1 protein-coding gene is annotated in these 728 nt (G+C 40.0%); it reads right to left on the bottom strand.

Going from position 1 to position 728, the window contains the following annotated elements; all coding sequences use genetic code 11:
* On the bottom strand, window positions 1-559 hold a 559-nt coding region (locus AC061C_RS15865; RefSeq protein WP_478291979.1), incomplete at its 3' end, for a tyrosine-type recombinase/integrase.
* Between the last annotated feature and the right edge of the window lie 169 nt (window positions 560-728).

Below are 728 nucleotides of genomic sequence, written 5' to 3'. Positions count from 1 at the left end.
AAGGCTGTCCGTTAAAAAGATAATCTTGAGGTTTTTCGGCTTCGATGTATTTTTTTAGTCCCCGAATCAAGTGTTCCGAAAGTGGAACGTATCGGTCTTTTTTACCTTTGCCTTGAACGACTTTAAGTTGTTTTCTATCGAAATCCAAGTCTTGCAACCGTACACTTCGAGCTTCCATGCAGCGCAGTCCGCAGCCATAAAGCAAGCCAATCAGAATTCTATGTTTGAGTAATTTGGCGTTTTGTAACATCGCCCAAACTTCTTCTTTACTTAAAACAACAGGGAGCTTTTTCTCGTGTTTTATGGACGGTAAACGAAGAAACTCATAAGGCAAACCCTCAGATTTTAGCAAAAACCGAAGTCCGTAAACGCAGTGTTTAAAATACGTTTGCGAAGGTGTTTTGCCGGCCTGCCGGCCAGGCAGGGACTTTTTTTGTTGGTAAAACAAGTAGTCCTGAACTTGTTCAGCATCTAATTCAGTTGGGATTTTACCAAAATAAAGAGAGATAGCCGCAACATGCCGCGAATAGTTATTAAAGGTACTTTGGCTTCTGCCCAAAATCGAAACGGTTCTCTCAAATCGATCTAAAAGTTCCTCGAAACCTGGAACTTCTCGTTTGGCTTGGTTTAGAATTTTGTTTTCTCTTAACGCATCAGGATGCTTTTTTTTGTAGTCATAATATCCTATTTTAGTTATCTTTGAAAAGTACTACTTTTTCGGTTTCGCG

It is taken from the genome of Flavobacterium sp. GNP010 (assembly GCF_056428945.1).
The sequence above is the reverse complement of the archived record's forward strand: the minus strand, read 5'-3'. Positions and strand labels throughout refer to the sequence as shown.